General features: G+C 64.3%; 11 protein-coding genes. 6 read left to right on the top strand and 5 right to left on the bottom strand.

Going from position 1 to position 14,626, the window contains the following annotated elements; all coding sequences use genetic code 11:
- Positions 1 to 65: 65 nt before the first annotated feature.
- Positions 66 to 530: a peroxiredoxin gene (locus AC522E_RS10600; RefSeq protein ID WP_500750406.1), complete on the top strand. Its 465-nt coding sequence runs from the start codon at positions 66 to 68 to the stop codon at positions 528 to 530.
- A gap of 70 nt (positions 531 to 600) precedes the next feature.
- Here AC522E_RS10600 and prfB read toward each other — a convergent pair.
- From prfB to AC522E_RS10615, 3 genes are all read right to left on the bottom strand, one after another.
- Positions 601 to 1,729 (bottom strand): peptide chain release factor 2 gene (gene prfB, locus AC522E_RS10605; protein ID WP_500750407.1). Its coding sequence is split into 2 segments (ribosomal slippage): positions 601 to 1,659 and positions 1,661 to 1,729, totalling 1,128 coding nucleotides; the frame shifts between segments, so codons are not numbered across the junction.
- A 134-nt stretch (positions 1,730 to 1,863) separates the two neighbouring features.
- A complete protein-coding gene (locus AC522E_RS10610) occupies positions 1,864 to 4,287 on the bottom strand; it encodes a penicillin-binding protein 1A (RefSeq protein ID WP_500750408.1) in 2,424 nt (807 codons plus the stop codon).
- Positions 4,288 to 4,429: 142 nt separating this feature from the next.
- The gene (locus AC522E_RS10615) at positions 4,430 to 5,683 is read right to left on the bottom strand and encodes an N-acetylmuramoyl-L-alanine amidase (RefSeq protein WP_500750409.1); all 1,254 of its coding nucleotides are present in this window, start codon (positions 5,681 to 5,683) and stop codon (positions 4,430 to 4,432) included.
- 613 nt (positions 5,684 to 6,296) lie between these two features.
- Between AC522E_RS10615 and AC522E_RS10620 the strand changes: the two genes are divergently transcribed.
- The gene (locus AC522E_RS10620) at positions 6,297 to 8,942 is read left to right on the top strand and encodes an Rne/Rng family ribonuclease (RefSeq protein WP_500750411.1); all 2,646 of its coding nucleotides are present in this window, start codon (positions 6,297 to 6,299) and stop codon (positions 8,940 to 8,942) included.
- Positions 8,943 to 9,001: 59 nt separating this feature from the next.
- Here the strand turns inward: AC522E_RS10620 and AC522E_RS10625 are convergent, their stop codons facing one another.
- Both AC522E_RS10625 and AC522E_RS10630 read right to left on the bottom strand, forming a co-directional pair.
- On the bottom strand, positions 9,002 to 9,847 hold the full coding sequence (locus tag AC522E_RS10625) for an alpha/beta fold hydrolase (protein ID WP_500750412.1): 846 nt from the start codon (positions 9,845 to 9,847) through the stop codon (positions 9,002 to 9,004).
- 47 nt (positions 9,848 to 9,894) lie between these two features.
- Positions 9,895 to 11,085 (bottom strand): pyridoxal phosphate-dependent aminotransferase, encoded by a 1,191-nt coding sequence (locus AC522E_RS10630; protein ID WP_500750414.1) that lies wholly within the window; start codon positions 11,083 to 11,085, stop codon positions 9,895 to 9,897.
- Positions 11,086 to 11,300: 215 nt separating this feature from the next.
- On the opposite strand from AC522E_RS10630, the gene AC522E_RS10635 reads away from it, so the two are divergent.
- The 4 genes from AC522E_RS10635 to accC all read left to right on the top strand — a co-directional run bounded on the left by AC522E_RS10635 (position 11,301) and on the right by accC (position 14,589).
- Positions 11,301 to 12,077 (top strand): DsbA family protein, encoded by a 777-nt coding sequence (locus AC522E_RS10635; protein WP_500750415.1) that lies wholly within the window; start codon positions 11,301 to 11,303, stop codon positions 12,075 to 12,077.
- A 173-nt stretch (positions 12,078 to 12,250) separates the two neighbouring features.
- Positions 12,251 to 12,718, top strand: a complete 468-nt coding sequence (gene aroQ / locus AC522E_RS10640; RefSeq protein WP_500750416.1) for a type II 3-dehydroquinate dehydratase — start codon at positions 12,251 to 12,253, stop codon at positions 12,716 to 12,718.
- Positions 12,719 to 12,745: 27 nt separating this feature from the next.
- On the top strand, positions 12,746 to 13,219 hold the full coding sequence (accB, locus tag AC522E_RS10645) for an acetyl-CoA carboxylase biotin carboxyl carrier protein (RefSeq protein WP_500750417.1): 474 nt from the start codon (positions 12,746 to 12,748) through the stop codon (positions 13,217 to 13,219).
- Positions 13,220 to 13,224: 5 nt separating this feature from the next.
- Entirely contained in the window at positions 13,225 to 14,589 is a 1,365-nt protein-coding gene (gene accC / locus AC522E_RS10650) for an acetyl-CoA carboxylase biotin carboxylase subunit (protein ID WP_500750418.1), read from the top strand.
- Positions 14,590 to 14,626 lie beyond the last annotated feature (37 nt).

Below are 14,626 nucleotides of genomic sequence, written 5' to 3' on the forward strand. Positions count from 1 at the left end.
CATCTCGTGCAGCCAATCGCGCGGGCGTGTCCAAACATCACATTCCGTCGAAACGAAGGCGAGCCATGACGATCACAAGCGGAGCCCCGGCCCCCTCTTTCTCCCTTCCCGGTACCGATGGCCGACAAATCAGCCTCGACGGTCTCAAGGGCCGGAAGATCGTGCTGTATTTCTACCCGAAGGACGACACCAGCGGCTGCACTCTTGAAGCTCAGAACTTTCAGGCCCTGCGAAAGGACTTCGCCGCCGCCGACACCGAAATCGTCGGCGTCTCGCCCGATAGCCTGAAGAGCCACGACAGGTTCCGCGCCAAATACGGCCTCGAATTCCCCCTCGCCTCGGACGAGGCCAAATCCATGCTCGAGGCCTATGGAGTCTGGGTGGAAAAGAGCATGTACGGACGCAAATACATGGGGGTCGAGCGCACGACCGTCCTCATCGATCGGGACGGCACGGTGGCCCGCATCTGGTCGAAGGTGAAGGTGCCCGGCCATGCCCAAGAGGTGCTCGACGCGGCAAAGGCTCTCTGATCTGCCTGGACGCCCGAGTCGCGACTCCGGCAGGCTGCGTTCCTAACTAGCCCGCCGGGAACAAGCGTCCTCAATCGATATCCGCGACCTCTGCTTCGCCGCCATAGACCCGCTGGGCAAGCGAGGCTTCCATGAAGGGGTCGAGATCGCCGTCGAGGACGTCCTGCGGGCTCGTCGACTGCACCCCGGTGCGCAGGTCCTTCACCATCTGATAGGGCTGCAGCACGTAGGAGCGGATCTGGTGACCCCACCCGATCTCGGTCTTGGCGGCCGCTTCCGCGTTGGCCTTCTCCTCGCGCTTCTTCAGCTCGGCCTCATAGAGGCGGGCACGCAGCATGTTCCAGGCCGTCGCCCGGTTCTTGTGCTGCGAGCGTTCCTGCTGGCAGGCCACGACGATGCCGCTGGGAATATGGGTGATGCGCACCGCCGAGTCGGTCGTGTTCACGTGCTGGCCGCCAGCACCCGACGACCGGAACGTATCGATCCGGCAATCGGATTCCTTGACCTCGATGTTGATGCGGTCATCGACGACCGGATAGACCCACACGGAGGCAAAGCTCGTGTGGCGGCGCGCGTTGGAATCATAGGGCGAAATGCGCACGAGCCGATGCACGCCCGACTCGGTCTTGAGCCAGCCATAGGCGTTATGGCCCTTGATCAGCAGGGTCGCGCTCTTGATGCCGGCCTCTTCGCCATCGGTGACTTCGAGAAGTTCGACCTTGTATTTCCGGCGCTCCGCCCAACGGGCGTACATGCGCTGAAGCATGTTCGCCCAGTCCTGGCTTTCCGTGCCGCCGGCCCCGGAATGCACCTCGAGATAGGTGTCGTTGCCGTCAGCCTCGCCGGACAGGAGGGTCTCGACCTGGCGGCGCGCGGCCTCGGCCTGGAGGGCGCGGATGCTCTCCTCGGCCTCCGTGACGGTGTCCTCGTCTTTCTCGGCCTCACCGAGCTCAACCAGTGTAATGGCATCCTCGAGGTCCTGCTCGAGACGCTTGATGGCCGCAATCTGGTCCTCGAGGCCGGTGCGCTCGCGCATGATTTTCTGCGCGGCCTCCGCATCGTTCCAGAAGTTCGGGTCCTCGGCGTTGGCGTTCAGTTCTGCGAGGCGTCGCTGGGCGTTGTCCCAGTCAAAGATGCCTCCTCAGCAGCCCGACAGACTGCTTGGTCTCTTCTACGAGATGCTCGATTTCAGCGCGCATGTTCTTCTTTGAGCTTGGTGTCACGTTTGCTGCGGTGTCTTAAGGGCAGCACCGCAGGGTGTAAAGGAACTCCTCGGGTGGCCGGTCGCCGGCTCACGCCCGAGGAGTTCTCCTGATGTGGTGATTGTTCGAGGTCAGTACAATCCGCCGATCCCGACGCCGACCGCCCGCTGGGCTTCCGGAGACGCCTCGGCCTGAGGCACCTCGGCATCCGATGGCACATAGGATTCCGGCGGTCCGGTGCCCGGCTTGAAGGCTTCGACGATGACGCCGCCGCTTTCGCCCGAGCCGGCGCGGGTGCCAGTCGAGGCACTGACGCGGATCAGCTTGATACCCGCGGGCACCCGGAACGGGGTCGCCGGCTTGTCCTTCAGCGCCATCTGCATGAAGTCACGGAAGACTGGCGCCGCATACTGGCCAGCCGTCGCCGCGTTGCCGAGGGATTGCGGCTTGTCATAGCCAATGAAAACACCGACTGCGAGATCCGGCGAGAAACCGACGAACCAGACGTCCTTGGCGTCGTTTGTCGTGCCGGTCTTTCCGGCGAGCGGCTTGCCGACCGCCTTCACGCTCTGGGCCGTTCCACGCTGGACGACGCCTTCGAGAATGGATGTCATCTGGTAGGCGGTCAGCGGATCGAGAACCTGCTCGCGGGTATCCGTCAGCTTCGGCGGTCCGCTGCCGTCCCATTGGTCGGCGTCGCAATTGCTGCATTTGCGGTCGTCATGGCGGTAAATCGTCCGCCCGGTGCGGTCCTGAATGCGGTCGATCAGCGTCGGCTTGATGCGCCGACCTCCATTGACGAACATGGAATAGGCTGCGGTCATCCGCATGACGGTCGTCTCGCCGGCGCCCAGCGACATGGAAAGCAACGGCAGCATGTCGTCATAGACGCCAAAGCGACGCGCGTATTCGGCGATGGCCGGCATGCCGACCTCGTTCGCGAGCCTGACGGTCATGAGATTCTTGGAATGCTCGACACCGTAGCGCAGGGTGCGCAGGCCGGACGACTTTCCGTCGTAGTTCGACGGCGCCCAGGCTGCCTGGCCCGGCCCCATGTCGAGAACGAAGGGGGCATCGAGAATCTGGCTCGACGGCGTGTAGCCCTTGTCGAGGGCCGTAGCATACACGATCGGCTTGAAGGACGAACCCGGCTGGCGCATCGCCTGGTTGGCCCTGTTGAACTCGCTCTGGTCGAACGAGAACCCGCCCACCATGGCGAGCACGCGGCCGGTATAGGGGTCCATGGCGACGATGGCGCCGGAAATCTCCGGAATCTGGCGCAGGCGGTACTGGTCGTCCTTGCCCTCGATGGGCTCGACATAGACCACGTCGCCCGTGGAGAGTGCCTTTTCGACCGAGCGGCGGGTCCACTTCACCCCGTCCGCCGCAACGAAACCGGTCTCGCGCTCCTGGGCGACGCGACCGGCAGAATCCTTTTTCGGCTGCAAACCGATCCTGGCGCGGCCACCGGAAACCTCGAGAACCACGGCCATACGCCATGGCTGCACATCGCCGAGAGAGGGAACCTCGGCCAGCGCCACCCCCCACTCGCGACCGGCGAGCTCGATCTTCTGCTGCGCACCGCGCCAGCCACGGGCCTGGTCGAAGCGCACAAGACCGTCGACGAGCGCCTTGCGCGCCATGGCCTGCATCTGCGGATCGAGGGTGGCGCGGATGACGAGGCCGCCTTCATAAAGCTTTTCCTCGCCATAACGCTCGGCGATGTCGCGGCGGACGCCCTCGGCGAAATAGCCGGAGGCGATACTGTTGGGCGATATCACGCGCGGATTGACGTTGAGCGGCTCCTTCTTGGCCGCGTCCCCCGCCTCCCGGGTGACGTAGCCATTCTCGACCATGCGGTCGATGACCCAGTTGCGGCGGTCGAGGGCAGCCTGGCGCTGGCGGAACGGGTGGTAGTTGTTCGGCGCCTTGGGCAGGGCCGCCATATAGGCGACCTCCGCGATGCTCAGTTCGTGCACCGACTTGCCGAAATAGTTCAGGGCCGCGGCGGCGATGCCGTAATTGCCAAGGCCGAGATAGATCTCGTTGAGGTAGAGCTCGAGGATCTTGTCCTTCGGGAAGGCGGTCTCGATCTTCAGGGCCAGCAACGCCTCGCGGATCTTGCGCTCATAGGTCCGCTCATTGGTCAGAAGAAAGTTCTTCGCGACCTGCTGCGTGATGGTGGAGGCCCCCTGCTCGCGCTTGCCGCCGGACCGGAGGTTGGCCACCACGGCTCGGACGATGCCTTCGGGATCGATGCCGGCGTGTTTGTAGAAGTTCTTGTCCTCGGCCGAGAGGAACCCTGCGACGACGAGCTTCGGAATGGCCTGGATCGGCACATAGAGGCGCCGCTCGCGCGCATATTCGGCAATCAGGCTGCCGTCCGCGGCATGGACACGGGTCATGACCGGCGGCTCGTAATTGGCGAGCTGGGCGTGATCCGGCAGGTCTTTGGAGAAGGTCCAGTAGCCATAGGCGAGACCGGCGGCGCCGATCAGGAAGAAGATCGCTCCAATGCTGAAGAGAAAGCCGAAAAATCGTAGGACGAAGCGCATCCGAAAGTAATCCGTTCCCGGCGCCAGCAGCGCCTTTCACACCTGATCTGCAACGCTGCCCCCGACCGGGCAGCCGGGACGTCGGCCCCACTGCCCTGTTACCTGAGGAATCACGCTCCTGCCATCGGTATCCACACCGTTTCTATGGTAAAACTGCGGCAGCGCGCTGCCGGGCGAGCCGCGTGGCGAAGAACCGGTCGACGGCGACGGTCATGGCCGAAATGGCCTTGCCGCGCCACTCGTCCGACATCAACAGGTCGAGGTCCTGACGACTCGACAGGTAGCCGAGCTCGACGAGGACCGAGGGCACATCATAGGCTCGCAGCACCCGGAAACCCGCCTCGCGACGGGGATTCTTGTTCAGGCGCGCGATCGAATCGAGTTCCCCGACGAGTCCGCCGGCGAAGCGGTGGGAGAAGCTCCTCGTCTCACGCAAGGTCAGATCCTGGAGGATGTCGGTGACCTCGTCCGGGCCGTCGCCCGCGTCGATCCCGGCAACGGCATCGGCCTTGTTCTCGCGGTCGGCGAGCTGGGCTGAATCCGCGTCGGACGCACGCTCCGACCCGGTATAGACGGTCAAACCGCGGACTTCCTGGCCGCCGGAGATGGAATCGGCATGGATCGAGATGAAGAGGTCGGCCCGGGCAGCCCGGGCGGCCCGTACCCGGTCGCCGAGGGAAATGAAGACGTCCTGATCCCGGGTCATGACCACGCGGTATTCGCCCTTCGCCTCGAGCTTTTTGGTCAGAGCCCTGGCAAAGGACAGGACAATATCCTTCTCATACGCCCCGGTCAGGGCGTAGGCACCCGGGTCGACGCCCCCATGGCCCGGGTCGATCACGATGACGGGACGCTTGTCCTTCGTCACCTGGGCCATGCTGTCCTCGACCGGCATCGGCCCGGCGCCGGCCGCATTCATGGCCGCAGCCTTGCGGAAATCTTCGCGCTCCGCCCGGGCCAGCTCGATCACCAGCACGACCGCGCCGCTCAGAACGCTCGGCTCGGTCCGTATCGCGGAGACGATCGCCGGCTGCGCAAGATCCATCACCACGCGGGAACGTCCCGGAGCGAAAAGACCGTAGCGATAGGATGAAATGAGGCCAGTGGATTTGCGGCCGAGCTCGGCCGCGAGATGGAACGCAACCTCGGGCAGATCAACGATCAGCCGGTCCGGCCTCTCCATCACATAGGTCTGTACGGAAACTTCGCGGGACAGGGTAATCTTGAACCGGGTCCGGGTCGCCTCCGCCTCGACGGCGACATCCACGGCGATCACGGCTGCGCCGGCCTGTGCGGCTGCCGGCGTCGTACCCCCGCCCGCCCGCGCCGCATCGGCCCCGGCCATCGCGAGGGATGCCAGGATCGAAAGGCAGAAAAGGCGAATGAAGCGCGTCATGAGCATTCCGACCGCCAGCGGTATTCGTGCGCCCCTCCTACCTCCATAGATCCGGTTTCGTTAATGAAACCTCACCATTGAGGCTTTATTGTTTCACACCTGTGGCAAGGATGACACGGTGTCTCAGCACCTTGCCAAACGCATGGTTCGATCTGTAATGATGATGATCCCGTCCGGCATGGCCGATTCTGGCGGGGAGTCCGTGGAGACGGTTGTGTTGACCGATCCTCTGGACCCCTCCGTCATCCTCGACAGGCTCGCGGACAGGCTCAGATGGCGATGATTTCGCCTTATATGCCCGGTGGTCAGTTCAAACTGGCTCATCGATTTCGAAAGGGCCGTCGTTGAATGGTTGCGCAAGCGAAGTCAGTCCTGACTCTCGTCACAGCACCGTTCGATGCGCGCGAGCGGTTTCGCGCCCCATGTTCCGCTCCATTCGGCATGGCGTCGGCCCGGTTTAACCCAGAATGCGCCCCAGTGAGGCGCACGATGGCGACCGAAAGCAATCCGAACGCAATTTCAGCCCGCCGCCCTCTCAAGCGGCGCGGTCACCCGCCCTTAATGCGGCTCATGCCTCAGGCTCTGCCCACGGTCGCCATGTCGAGAGTTCAACATGGCAAACAAGATGCTCATCGATGCCTCCCACCCGGAAGAAACCCGGGTCGTGGTGGTGCGTGGTCAAAAGGTCGAAGAATTCGACTTCGAATCCGCTAACCGTAAGCAGCTGCGAGGCAATATCTACCTCGCGAAGGTTACGAGGGTCGAACCCTCCCTCCAGGCTGCTTTCGTCGAGTACGGCGGAAACCGGCATGGGTTCCTCGCTTTCAGCGAAATCCATCCCGACTATTACCAGATCCCCGTAGCGGATCGGATTGCGCTCCTGGAGGCGGAAGCCGAGGCGCAGCGCGAAGAGGAGCTTGAGGAGGACCGCCGTCGCAACCGCCGCCGGTCATCCGCCAAGCGGGCGCGGCCGGACGAAGCCGTTTCCTCCGCGGAGACCGAGGCCGAGGAAGGCAATCCGACCGAAGAGGCCGAGACCGCGGGCGAAGGCCATGGGGTGGAAGCCGCATCCGAGATCCCGGAGCCGCGGCCCGACGGCGAGGCCGCCGAGCCGGGGGTCTCCGAAACGGACGGCGAGACCGTCACCGAGGCCCGGACGTCCACCGACGAGCATGGCGAGGCCGGACACGACGAGGGAGACCATCACGACGACGAGGATGATCACGACCACGACGATACGGTCGAGCAGCTGGGCGGCGGCGATGCCCTGGAGGATGTCCCGCAACGCCCCCGCACCCCCCGCAAGCAGTACAAGATCCAGGAAGTCATCAAGCGCCGCCAGATCCTGCTCGTCCAGGTCGTGAAGGAAGAGCGGGGCAACAAAGGCGCGGCCCTCACCACCTATCTGTCCCTGGCAGGCCGCTATTCGGTGCTGATGCCGAACACCGGCCGGGGCGGCGGAATTTCGCGCAAGATCACCAATGCCGCCGACCGCAAGCGCCTGAAGGAAATTGCCCAGGATCTCGCGGTCCCGGAAGGAATGGGCATCATCCTGCGCACGGCCGGGGCTTCCCGCACGAAGCCTGAGATCAAGCGTGACTACGAATATCTCATGCGCCTGTGGGAGAGCGTGCGCGAGCTGACCCTGACCTCGTCGGCACCCGCCCTCGTCTATGAGGAAGGATCGCTGATCAAACGCGCCATCCGCGATCTCTACAACAAGGATATCGACGATATCCTGGTCTCAGGCGACGAGGGCTATCGTGAGGCCAAGGACTTCATGCGCATGCTCATGCCGAGCCATGCCAAGATCGTCAAACCCTATCGCGAGCCGCAGCCGCTCTTCGCCAAATATGGCGTCGAAGCTCAGCTCGACGCGATGTTCTCGAACCATGTCACCCTGAAATCGGGCGGCTATCTCGTCATCAACCCGACCGAGGCGCTGGTCTCCATCGACGTGAACTCCGGCCGTTCGACCCGTGAGCACAACATCGAGGATACGGCCCTGCGCACCAACCTGGAGGCAGCCGAGGAGATTGCCCGGCAGCTGCGCCTCCGGGATCTCGCCGGCCTGGTCGTGATCGACTTCATCGACATGGAAGAGAAGCGCAACAACCGCGCGGTCGAGAAGAAGCTGAACGAGTGCCTGAAGAACGACCGCGCCCGCATCCAGGTGGGCCGCATCTCGCCATTCGGCCTCTTGGAAATGTCGCGCCAGCGCATTCGCACGGGCGTGCTCGAATCGTCCTCCGTCCCCTGCGCCCATTGCGCGGGCACCGGATTCGTCCGGTCGACGCCATCCATCGCGCTGCATGTCCTGCGATCGATCGAGGAGACCCTGATCAAGAACGCCGGCTACAACCTCATCATCCGTACGCGGATCGAGGCGGCATTCTATATTCTGAACCAAAAGCGCATCCATCTGCGCGAACTCGAGAAACGGTTCGGCGTCGCCATCAGCATCGTCGCGGACGAGAGCCTGATGGGCACGACCACCTATGTCATCGACCGGGGCGAACCCGCATTGCGGCTCGAGCAGAAATCGGCTGCGACCGGTATCCAGATCGACGCCATCATCCCCATCGACGAGGCCGCGGAAGAAGACGAGGTCGAGGTCGAGATTCCGACGGATGACGAGGACCAGGCCGAGGAGGCCCACGCCGGCGAGGAGCGGGGCGAGGACGGCGAGGGTGAAGTTGACGGCAATGGCCGTCGCCGTCGCCGCCGTCGGCGTCGGCGCGGGCGGGACCGCGAGGGCGCCCGGCCCGAACAGCATGCGGGGCCCGAGGACGGTGAAGGCGAGGCCGCCGTCCATGCCGACGAAGGCGAAGAGGGCGAGGAGGACGCATCGGAAGCAGGCGAGGCTGGACGCGAGACCGTGGCCGCCGAGGACGAAGAGCGTCCGGGCCGTCGCCGTCGTCGCGGGCGCCGGGGCGGACGTGGACGCGGACGTGACGAGTCGGCGGTCGAGTTCGCCATGGAAGAGGGTTTCGTGGCACCCCAGGAGGGCGAAGGAGAAGCTCCCACAGGGTCCGCAGAGGCCGAAGCTCCCGTGCCAGCCGCGGCTCAGGAGGTTCCTCCCCCAGCCGTGGAGCGCGAGCCCGTCGCCCCTGCCCAGGCGGAGGAGCCGACTCCGGCCCCGCAGTCGGTTGTTCCCGAACCCGAGCCGGTGGCGGTCGTTCTAACTCCGCCCGACCCCGACCGCCCGAAGCGGGCCGGATGGTGGTCGAAGGCCAAATCGGTCCTGAGCGGCCACTGAACTTGAGATACTCCCCGGCCTTCGCGCCGGGGATTTTCGTTCGCTGGAGAACGAGCCCGTCAGAGCTTCCCGCCGAGCCACCGCTCGACGAAGGCGGCGAAGGCTGGCGGATCATCATCGGGCCAGAGATGGCCGACCTCCGGTATCTCGACCGCCCGGCCCGTTCCAACGCAGCGCGACACGGCCTGCGCCGGGATCTTGAACAGAGGTCGCGTCTTCGCTCCCCACGCGATCGTGACGGGAACCTGAAGTCCGCGAAGCGCTTCGCAACTCATCGCGGGCGGCTCCTCCTGGCTGAGGAGGAGCGGCATCGTATGGGCGTTCTCCAGCATCACTCGGCGACGCTCGGCCGGAGCGGCATCGAAATGGCCCGGGCCGCCGGAGGCATCGATCAGGCGCTGGACCGATTCTTTCAGTTTTCCCTGTGCTACGGCCTCGAAGATCGGCCCGAATGCCGACTGCGCATCGTCCTGGAAGCACGCGAGATCCTCCGGTGGCAGCGGTATCGTCCGGACACCGGGTTCGTACGCCAGGATCCGGCGAAAGAGGTCCGGGCGGGTCAGCGCGGCCTCCAGCGCCGCGTGCCCCGCATAGGACCATGCCACGAGGTCAACGGGACCAAGGCCGAGCGCGTCGAGAAAGGCGGCAAGATCCCGGGCATGGGTCGCCACGCCGAAACGCGGACCATCCGTGCGCCAACCGACGTCACCAAAGTAACGCTGGGTCAGGGAAAGACAGCGGAAGCGGCGCGACAGGATCGCCGCGTGCGGCTCGAAAGTCCGCCGGTCGCCGAGGGCGCCGTGCAGAAACAACACCGGGTCGCCGGCGCCGGCATCGGCATAATGAAAGACATCGGCGCCGATCGTGCACTGGCGGACCGGCAGGTTGGGGTCGATCGCATTCATGACGATGGTGCAATTCTCTCAGGGAATGGAATGTCGAGAGGACGCGGCTATGCCCCGCGCCCGATCCACGACCGCAGTCGGTTGATGGCCTCGCGGCAATCCGCTCCGGACCCTGCGAAGGAGAGCCGTAGGTAATGCGAGCCTTCAACAGGGTCGAAATCGAGGCCGGGAGTCGCGGCTACCCCCGCCTCCTCCAGCATGCGCTTCGAAAATCCGATGGAATCGTTCGTGAAGCGGGCGATATCCGCATAGATGTAGAAGGCGCCGTCCACCGGATGCATCTCGGTGATGCCGAGCCTCGGCAGTTCCTCCAGAAGCATCGCGCGGTTGTCGGCGTAGGTCGCCTTCACGGCCTCCAGTTCATCGATAGCGTCGAAGGCCGCCAGAGCGGCGACCTGGGAAAGGTAGGGCGGCGAGATGTAAAGGTTCTGCGCCAGCCGCTCAATGGGCCGCACCAGGCGATCTGGCACCACAATCCAGCCGATGCGCCAGCCGGTCATGCAGTAATATTTCGAGAACGAGTTGATCACGACCGCGTCGTCGTCGGTGCCGAGGGCCGTCGTCGCGGCTTCGCCATATGTCAGCCCGTGATAGATTTCATCCGAGACGAACCAGAGCCCCAGCCTGCGGCAGGTTTCGCCAAGGTCTCCCAGCGCGTCGCGGCCGATCATGGTGCCGGACGGGTTCGCCGGGCTCATCGCAAGGATACCATGGATAGGCTTTTGCGCATGGGCCCGCGCCACCGCGTCGGCCGTCATGATCCAGCCGTCAGACTTTGTCAGCGGGATGACCACGGGCTCCAGGTCGAGGGCTTCCAGAATGTTCCGGTAAGCCGGATAGCCCGGTGCCGTGATCGCAACCCGCTGACCTTGATCGAAGAGGCTCAGGAAGGCCAGCACGAAACCGGCCGAGGACCCGGTGGTCACGATCACGCGCTCAGGGGACGGGCCGACGCCATAGGTATCCCGGTAGTGTCGCGCGATGCGCTCGCGCAGGGCTGCCATGCCGAGAGCTTCGGTATAGCCGATGCGGCCGTGCTCCAGCGCGGCTTTGGCAGCCTCCCGGGCGGCCCGCGGCGCCGACGCCGACGGCTGGCCGACTTCCATGTGAATGACGCTCTCCCCTCGCCTTTCCTTTGCCGCGGCTGCGCTCAGGACATCCATGGCAAGGAAGGAGGACACGCGTTCCATGCGACGGGCGACGGAGGGCAGGAGGAGGTCTGGCAGGGTCTTTGTCATGGATGGGGTCGTATCGCCTTGAGCGCCGGGCCTCAAGGCGCTTCGCGTCCACGAAGGCGTGAATTGACGCCCCGTCGGCAAAGCCGTAACTCTCGCCCCATATGTGGATGGTCTTCGGTACCGGTACCGAGCGCCGAATGACCTGTTGCCAATCTGCCGGATGCCGGGCCCCATTTTCGCCCGGGCCCGCGTCGAGCCCCCGCAAAGGACGGACAATGCGCTTTTCGCTTCTCAAATCCTGCCAGGCCGCTCTCGTCCTTGCCGGCGTCGCGTTTGCCGCGCCCGCCATGGCTCAGAAAGCTGATTTCTCCGATCAGCAGCGCCAGGCGATCGGCGAGATCGTCCGGGATTACCTGCTCAAGAATCCCGAGCTTCTCCAGGAGGTCATCGCCGAACTGGAGAAACGTCAGGCGGAGAACCAGCGGGTGGCCCAGGCGAGCGCCCTTAAGGAGACGCGCGAGCCCCTGCTCAGCGCGCCCCATTCGCTGGTGGTCGGCAACCCGGCCGGAGACGTGACGCTGGTCGAGTTCTTCGATTACAATTGCGGCTACTGTAAGCAGGCGCTCGCCGACGTCCAGACCCTCGTGAAGAGTGACCCGAAGCTCCGGGTCGTCTTGAAGGATTTCCCTGTCCTCGGACCTGACTCCGTGGAGGCCAGCCGGGTCGGGCTCGCGGTCAAGAACCAGCTTCAGGGCGAAAAGCTGTTCGATTACCACACCAAGCTTCTGGGCACCCGCGGCCGGGTCAATGGCGAGCGGGCGCTCTCCGTCGCCAAGGACATGGGCCTCGACATGGCCCGCCTCCAGAAGGATATGGCGAGCGCCGAGGTGCGCAGCGCCCTGCAGGAGAATGCCGGCCTTGGCGACAAGCTCGGCCTGACGGGAACTCCGGCCTTCATCATCGGGGATGAGGTCATTCCCGGAGCCGTCGGCCTCGAGCCTCTGAAGCATGTCGTCGCCAACGTGCGCCAGTGCGGCAAGGCGAATTGCTGACCAACCAGACCGCAGGAAGCACCGGGCCGGGCCACGTCCTGGGATATCCACCTTCAGATCGGTCAAGCTAAGCTTTGGAAAGGATTGGTTTTCCCCTTTCCCCGGCTTCGCCTTTTGGCTAAGAGGGCGCTTCGGCTCCATTTACCGGAGCCTTCTGGAATGCTCCACGCGCCATGATCAACGTCCACGTCCTCAACGGACCGAACCTCAACCTGCTCGGACGCAGGGAGCCCGACATCTATGGCAGGCTGACCCTGCCGGACGTCGAACAGCTCGTGCGCGAGAAGGCGGAGGCGTTGAGCGTCTCGATCACGTTCCGCCAATCCAATCACGAAGGAAATCTGGTCGATTGGATCCAGGAAGCGGGCGCCCAGGGAGCCGGCGTGGTGATCAACGCTGGCGCATATACCCACACCTCGATCGCGTTGAGGGATGCCATTGCCGGCAGCGGCGTTCCCACGGTCGAGGTTCATATCTCCAATGTTCATGCCCGCGACAGCTTCCGACACCGGTCGCTGATTGCTCCGGTCTGCGTGGGCGTGATCTGCGGTTTCGGCTCGATGAGCTATCTGCTGGGCCTCGAGGCGATCCACCGCGTGATGATCGAGCGCTCGCAGCAAGCGAAGCCTTCCACCCATTGAATTCCTCAAGAATAAGAGGTGAGCCCCATGGCCAAGGACAACCCTTTCGATCCCGATCTCGTGCGTGAGCTGGCGACCCTGATCGCCGACACCGATCTCACCGAGATCGAAGTGGAGAAGGGCGACCTTCGCATCCGCGTGGCGAGAACGGTTACCGCTGCCGTCACAGTTCCTGTCGCGGCTCCGGCACTTTCTGCTCCAGCCCCGGTGGTCGCGCCGCCGCCGGTGGCTGCGGAAGTCCCCTCTGCGAAATCCGTCGCAGCCCACCCTGGCGCCGTGCTTTCGCCGATGGTCGGCACTGCCTATCGGCGCCCTTCACCGGAGGCGAAGCCTTTCGTAGAGGTCGGCTCCAAGGTTGCAGCCGGCGACAAGCTCCTCCTCGTTGAGGCCATGAAGACGTTCAACGAGATCACGGCACCGCGCGCAGGGACCGTGACAGCCCTCTTCGTCGAGGACGGAACGCCGGTCGAGTACGGCGAGCCGCTGCTCGTGATCGAGTGACGGCGATGTTCGACAAGATCCTCATCGCCAACCGCGGCGAGATCGCCTTGCGCATTCTGCGGGCGGCGAAGGAACTCGGAATTGCCACTGTCGCCGTGCATTCCACGGCCGATGCGGATGCCATGCACGTGCGCCTTGCGGACGAGAGCGTCTGCATCGGGCCGCCGGCCGCCCGCGACAGCTATCTCAATATCCCGGCCCTGATCGCCGCCTGCGAGATCACCGGTGCGGATGCGGTCCATCCGGGCTATGGCTTCCTGTCCGAGAATGCTCGTTTCGCCGAGGTGCTGGAGCATCATCACATCGCATTCATCGGCCCTAAGGCGGAACACATCCGCATCATGGGCGACAAGATCGAGGCCAAGCGCACCGCCAAACGCCTCGGCATTCCCTGCGTTCCAGGCTCGGAGGGCGGGATCACCGACGAGGCCGAGGCCAAGCGCGTCGCCAAGGATATCGGCTATCCGGTCATCATCAAGGCTGCCGCCGGCGGCGGCGGACGCGGCATGAAAGTTGCCCGCTCCGAGGAGGATCTCGTCCACGCCCTCCAGACCGCCAAGACAGAGGCGAAGGCCGCTTTCGGCGACGATGCCGTCTACATCGAGAAATATCTCGAGAAGCCGCGGCACATCGAGATCCAGGTCCTTGGCGACGGCAAGGGCAACGCCATTCACCTGGGTGAGCGTGACTGCTCCCTTCAACGCCGGCACCAGAAGGTCTGGGAAGAGGGTCCATCGCCCGCACTCAACGTCGAGATGCGCGAGCGCATCGGCGGTGTCGTGGCGAAGGCGATGCAGGAGTTGCAATATGCCGGCGCTGGAACCATCGAGTTCCTTTACGAGGACGGTGAATTCTACTTCATCGAAATGAATACCCGCATCCAGGTGGAGCACCCGGTCACCGAGATGATTACGGGGATCGACCTGGTGAACGAGCAGATTCGTGTCGCCGCCGGGGCCCCTCTGTCGGTCAAGCAGAGCGACATCAAGATCGAGGGCCACGCGATCGAGTGCCGCGTGAACGCCGAACATCACTCCACCTTCCGTCCCTCGCCGGGCACGATCAGCTATTTCCATCCGCCGGGCGGTCTCGGCGTGCGTGTGGATTCGGCTGCCTATCAGGGCTATCGCATTCCACCGCACTACGACTCCCTCGTTGGAAAGCTCATCGTGCATGGCCGCACACGCAATGAATGCCTCATGCGTCTGCGGCGCGCGCTCGACGAGTTCGTCGTGGACGGCGTCGATACCACCCTGCCCCTGTTCCGAACACTGGTCCGCAACCCGGATATCCAGAACGGCCTGTACGACATCCATTGGCTCGAGAACTTCCTGAAGACGGGCGGTATCGAGAACGCCGACCAGGCTTGATATAGCGTTGCACTGACTCTAGCTTTCCGATGCATCC

The sequence above is a fragment of the Microvirga sp. BF8 genome (assembly GCF_059888585.1).

Excerpts from the sequence above, each read along its gene's own strand:
- AC522E_RS10600 (WP_500750406.1), top strand. The coding sequence starts at position 66 with ATGACGATCACAAGCGGAGCCCCGGCCCCCTCTTTCTCCCTTCCCGGT.
- AC522E_RS10610 (WP_500750408.1), bottom strand. The coding sequence starts at position 4,287 with ATGCGCTTCGTCCTACGATTTTTCGGCTTTCTCTTCAGCATTGGAGCG.
- AC522E_RS10615 (WP_500750409.1), bottom strand. The coding sequence starts at position 5,683 with ATGACGCGCTTCATTCGCCTTTTCTGCCTTTCGATCCTGGCATCCCTC.
- AC522E_RS10620 (WP_500750411.1), top strand. The coding sequence starts at position 6,297 with ATGGCAAACAAGATGCTCATCGATGCCTCCCACCCGGAAGAAACCCGG.
- AC522E_RS10625 (WP_500750412.1), bottom strand. The coding sequence starts at position 9,847 with ATGAATGCGATCGACCCCAACCTGCCGGTCCGCCAGTGCACGATCGGC.
- AC522E_RS10630 (WP_500750414.1), bottom strand. The coding sequence starts at position 11,085 with ATGACAAAGACCCTGCCAGACCTCCTCCTGCCCTCCGTCGCCCGTCGC.
- AC522E_RS10635 (WP_500750415.1), top strand. The coding sequence starts at position 11,301 with ATGCGCTTTTCGCTTCTCAAATCCTGCCAGGCCGCTCTCGTCCTTGCC.
- aroQ (WP_500750416.1), top strand. The coding sequence starts at position 12,251 with ATGATCAACGTCCACGTCCTCAACGGACCGAACCTCAACCTGCTCGGA.
- accB (WP_500750417.1), top strand. The coding sequence starts at position 12,746 with ATGGCCAAGGACAACCCTTTCGATCCCGATCTCGTGCGTGAGCTGGCG.
- accC (WP_500750418.1), top strand. The coding sequence starts at position 13,225 with ATGTTCGACAAGATCCTCATCGCCAACCGCGGCGAGATCGCCTTGCGC.